This window comes from Pseudomonas sp. XP2 (assembly GCF_053557975.1).
Window position 1 is genome coordinate 31,073 of record NZ_JBNRIK010000018.1, and the last position, 4,328, is coordinate 35,400.

The window sequence follows — 4,328 nt, forward strand, 5'->3', positions numbered from 1 at the left end:
AAGCAGCCCCGGCTTTCAGCCAGATCAGCGATCCGGCAGGGTGATGTTCAGCTCCAGAATCGAGCAGCTGCCTTGGTTTTCCAGCTCGATGTGCACGTCATCGTTGCCGATGTTCACATACTTGCGGATCACTTCCAGCAGTTCTTTCTGCAGCGCCGGCAGGTAGTCCGGCTCGCTGCGTTGGCCGCGCTCGTGCGCCACGATGATCTGTAGACGCTCTTTCGCTACCGACGCGCTGGTCTGTTTCTGTCTGCCACGAAAGAAGTCAAAAAGGTTCATGGTTTACTTGCCTCCAAACAGTCGCGCGAAGAATCCTTGCTTCGGCACTTCGATGAACCGCAGGGGCTTTTCTTTGCCCAGCAGGCGGTCGACGGTATCGCTGTACGCCTGGCCAGCGTCGCTCTGGTCGTCGAGGATGACCGGGATACCCTGGTTGGAAGCCTTGAGCACGGCCTGAGACTCGGGAATCACGCCCTTGAGCTTGATCGCCAGGATCTCTTCGACGTCGGCGATGCTCAGCATTTCGCCCTTTTCCACGCGCTCGGGGTGGTAACGGGTGATCAGCAGGTGTTCCTTGATGGGCTCTTCGCCTTTTTCGGAGCGACGCGATTTGCTCGACAGGATGCCCAGCATGCGATCGGAGTCACGTACCGAGGACACTTCGGGGTTGGTGACCACAATGGCTTCGTCTGCGAAGTACATGGCCAGGTGTGCGCCTTTCTCGATACCGGCCGGCGAGTCGCAGATGACGTAGTCGAAGGTTTCCTTCAGCTCCATCAGCACCTTTTCCACGCCTTCCTGGGTCAGCGCGTCCTTGTCACGGGTCTGGCTGGCGGCCAGCACGAACAGGTTCTCAAGGCGCTTGTCCTTGATCAACGCCTGCTGGAGGTTGGCCTCGCCGTTGACCACGTTGACGAAGTCGTACACCACGCGGCGCTCGCAGCCCATGATCAGGTCGAGGTTACGCAGGCCCACGTCGAAGTCGACGATGACGGTCTTGTGGCCACGCAGTGCGAGGCCGGTACCAATGGCGGCGCTGGTGGTGGTCTTGCCCACACCCCCCTTGCCGGAAGTAACCACGAGAATCTTGGCCAAGGTGTTTCACCCCTAAAATAAGTCGGGACACGTGTCCCGGCAAAAAGCATAAAAACGGCAACAGTTAAAAAAGTTGCTCTGAAAATGACGGCAAGTATCCGTTAAAGACGGGTGATGTTCAACACATCACCGGACAGGCTGACTTGCACACCGGTGCCCCACAGAGGGTCGCGGCGCAGGTCTTCGCAAACCTTGTACTGGCCTGCGATGGAGACCATTTCGGCGGTCATCTGCTGGCAGAAGATACGCGCTTTGGTGTTGCCTTTGATGCCGGCCAGGGCGCGCCCGCGCATGGCGCCGTACACATGGATGTTGCCATCGGCCAGAAGTTCCGCGCCCGGGCTGACCGAGGCGGTAACGATCAGATCGCCACCTTGCGCGTAGATCTGCTGGCCGCCGCGCACAGGCGCGGTAATGATCCGGGTCGGGCGCACCTCGGGCTCGGGGGGGGGTGGTGGCACGGGGGCCGGCTCGGGTTTTTTGACAACCTCGGGTTCCGGCTCCAGCGGCCGCTCGCGGGCGCCGGACGGTGGCAGCACCGGCAGGTCGATGGCGATGGCGGCTGCAATGTCCTCGATGCGATTGGCGCGGATGGCCAGGGTACGCAGGCCATGGTGGCGGCAGATACGCATCAAGCCTGGCAGGTCGATTGCCCCTTCGCCGGCCGGCAGCTTGTCCAGCGCCAGCACCAGTGGCGTATTGCTGAAGAAATTCGGTGCCTGGGCAACTTTGGCCGCCAGCTGGCGGTCGAGGCCTTCAAGGTCATTGCGCGCCAGTTCCAGCACTGTGATGGCGAGCATGCTGCCCTTGAGCTGGAACACGGAGGCGGTGTCGGGTGTGTGGTTTGGGCTCATGGTCTGCATAGACGGCTTGTTGCGAAAAAAGTGCCCTGATTTATAACGAGAACACCGGTTGCCCGCAACATACGCTGATCCGTTGTAGAATGCGCAGCCTTTGTCTTTCCGGAAGCTTCAATGGAACGCCCGCGTTTTCGCCCCTATTTCCTTCACCCAAAGTTCTGGGGCCTGTGGCTGGGCCTGGGCCTGCTGTGGCTGGTGGTCCAGTTGCCGTACCGGGTCCTGTTGAAAGCCGGTGCCGCGTTGGGGGCCGTGATGTATTGCTTTGCCGGCGAGCGTCGGCGCATTGCCGCCCGCAACCTAGAGCTGTGCTTCCCGGAGCTGTCGGTCGACGAGCGGCGGCGTTTGCTCAAGGCCAACTTCGCTTCTACCGGTATCGCCTTCTTCGAAATGGCCATGAGCTGGTGGTGGCCCAAGGCCAGGCTGGCGCGCCTGGCCCATATCGAGGGGCTGGAGCACCTGCAGGCCGCCCAGCAGGCGGGGCAAGGCGCTATCCTCATGGCCGTGCACTTTACCACCCTGGAAATCGGCGCCGCACTGCTGGGCCAGCAGCACACCATCGACGGTATGTATCGTGAGCACGGCAATGCGCTGTTCGACTTCATCCAGCGCAGCGGCCGCGAGCGGCATAACCTCGATTCGCTGGCGGTGGAGCGCGAGGACGTGCGCGGCATGCTCAAGCTGCTGCGTTCGGGCCGGGCGATCTGGTACGCACCAGACCAGGACTACGGGGCCAAGCAGAGCATTTTCGTGCCGCTGTTCGGCATCCCGGCGGCGACGGTAACCGCCACCACCAAGTTCGCCCGATTGGGCAAGGCACAGGTGATTCCGTTCACCCAGAAGCGCCTGGAGGATGGCAGCGGCTATCGTCTGGTCATCCACCCGCCGTTGGTGGACTTCCCAGGCGAAAGCGAAGAGGCCGACTGCCTGCGCATCAACCAGTGGGTCGAGCGTGTGTTGCGCGAGTGCCCCGAGCAGTACCTGTGGGCGCACCGCCGGTTCAAGTCGCGGCCCGAGGGTGCGCCGCGGCTGTATGACAAGAAAAAGCGCTGAAATTTGTGCTGTGAGTGCCGGCCCCTCGCGGGCCAAGCCCGCTCCCACGGGTTTTCTACACGGCCTGAGGGAGCAGGGATACCTGTGGAAGCGGGCTTGCCCCGCGAAGAGGCTGGTACTGACAAAGTGAATCCAGGAAGGAAGCCATGGCCCCACCCCCGGTAACCGGTCTTATCCTTTCTGGCGGCGGCGCCCGTGCCGCCTATCAGGTCGGCGTATTGGCCGGCATCGCCGAGCTGCTGCCCGCCGGCGCACATAATCCGTTCCCGGTCATCGTCGGCACCTCTGCCGGTGCCATCAATGCCGTCACCCTGGCCAGCGGCGCCACCCACTTCAACGACGCCGTGCAGCGGCTAACCGCCTTCTGGCAGAACTTTCGCAGCCATCTGGTCATCCGCAGCGACTGGCCCGGCGTAGTCCGTCAGGCCAGCCGTTTTGTCGGCCACAGCCTGCTGGGGCTGGGCGGCCAGGCGCCAGTAGCGCTGCTGGACAGCAGCCCCTTGCGCAGCCTGCTGGAGGCACACCTGAACCTGGATGGCATCGGCCATTCCCTGGCCGCCGAGCAGTTGCACGCGGTGGCCGTCACCGCCTTTGGCTACGAGTCTGGCCAGGCGGTCACCTTCTACCAAGGGCGCGGCACCATCGAAGCCTGGCTGCGCCACCGCCGCATCGGTGTGCCCACGCCATTGACCATCGACCACCTGCTGGCCAGCGCGGCCATTCCACTGCTGTTTGCCCCGGTGCAGCTGGGCGACGAATTCTACGGTGATGGCGCGGTGCGCCAGTCAGCGCCGATCAGCCCAGCCCTGCACCTGGGCGCCAGCCGGGTGCTGGTGGTCGGGGTCAGCGGCAACCCGCAGCGGCCAGCGCCGCCCTTGCCCACTCAGCGCGTGTTCAGCGGGCAGCAGCCCAGCCTGGCGCAGATTGGTGGGCACTTGCTTAACAGCACGTTCATCGACAGCCTGGAAGACGATATCGAGCTGCTGCAGCGGCTGAACCACCTGAGCCGGCTGCTGCCGGCGCATCTGGATGCCCGGCGCCTGGGGCTGGCCCCAGTCGAGGTGCTGGTGGTAGCCCCCAGCCAGCCGTTGGATGAGATCGCCGCCCGGCACCGGCGTGAGCTCCCGGCGGCGTTGCGCCTGTTCCTGCGTGGGCCAGGGGCGACCCGCACCAGCGGGGCGGGGGTGTTGAGCTATCTGCTGTTCGAGGCCAGCTATTGCAGTGAGCTGATCGAACTGGGGCGCAAGGATGCCCTGGCCAAGAAGCGGGAGCTGTGTCAGTTCCTCGGAATTTAATGTTGCCTGTACCGGCCTCATCGCCGGG

5 protein-coding genes are annotated in these 4,328 nt (G+C 63.6%); 2 read left to right on the forward strand and 3 right to left on the reverse strand.

Translation table 11 applies throughout. The annotated features are described in order from the left end of the window. Positions 1 to 24: 24 nt before the first annotated feature. The 3 genes from minE to minC all read right to left on the reverse strand — a co-directional run bounded on the left by minE (position 25) and on the right by minC (position 1,958). Positions 25 to 279 (reverse strand): cell division topological specificity factor MinE, encoded by a 255-nt coding sequence (gene minE / locus ACK1VC_RS18960; protein ID WP_003252572.1) that lies wholly within the window; start codon positions 277 to 279, stop codon positions 25 to 27. A 3-nt stretch (positions 280 to 282) separates the two neighbouring features. Next, a complete protein-coding gene (gene minD / locus ACK1VC_RS18965; RefSeq protein WP_016485323.1) occupies positions 283 to 1,095 on the reverse strand; it encodes a septum site-determining protein MinD in 813 nt (270 codons plus the stop codon). A gap of 101 nt (positions 1,096 to 1,196) precedes the next feature. Further along, positions 1,197 to 1,958: a septum site-determining protein MinC gene (gene minC / locus ACK1VC_RS18970; protein WP_016485324.1), complete on the reverse strand. Its 762-nt coding sequence runs from the start codon at positions 1,956 to 1,958 to the stop codon at positions 1,197 to 1,199. 111 nt (positions 1,959 to 2,069) lie between these two features. Between minC and ACK1VC_RS18975 the strand changes: the two genes are divergently transcribed. Continuing rightward, the gene (locus ACK1VC_RS18975) at positions 2,070 to 3,005 is read left to right on the forward strand and encodes a lipid A biosynthesis lauroyl acyltransferase (protein ID WP_191087352.1); all 936 of its coding nucleotides are present in this window, start codon (positions 2,070 to 2,072) and stop codon (positions 3,003 to 3,005) included. Between the two features lie 146 nt (positions 3,006 to 3,151). Then, positions 3,152 to 4,300, forward strand: a complete 1,149-nt coding sequence (locus ACK1VC_RS18980; protein WP_016485326.1) for a patatin-like phospholipase family protein — start codon at positions 3,152 to 3,154, stop codon at positions 4,298 to 4,300. Positions 4,301 to 4,328: the final 28 nt, after the last annotated feature.

Coding starts and splice junctions, on each gene's coding strand:
- minE (WP_003252572.1), bottom strand. CDS start 279: ATGAACCTTTTTGACTTCTTTCGTGGCAGACAGAAACAGACCAGCGCG.
- ACK1VC_RS18975 (WP_191087352.1), top strand. CDS start 2,070: ATGGAACGCCCGCGTTTTCGCCCCTATTTCCTTCACCCAAAGTTCTGG.
- minC (WP_016485324.1), bottom strand. CDS start 1,958: ATGCAGACCATGAGCCCAAACCACACACCCGACACCGCCTCCGTGTTC.
- ACK1VC_RS18980 (WP_016485326.1), top strand. CDS start 3,152: ATGGCCCCACCCCCGGTAACCGGTCTTATCCTTTCTGGCGGCGGCGCC.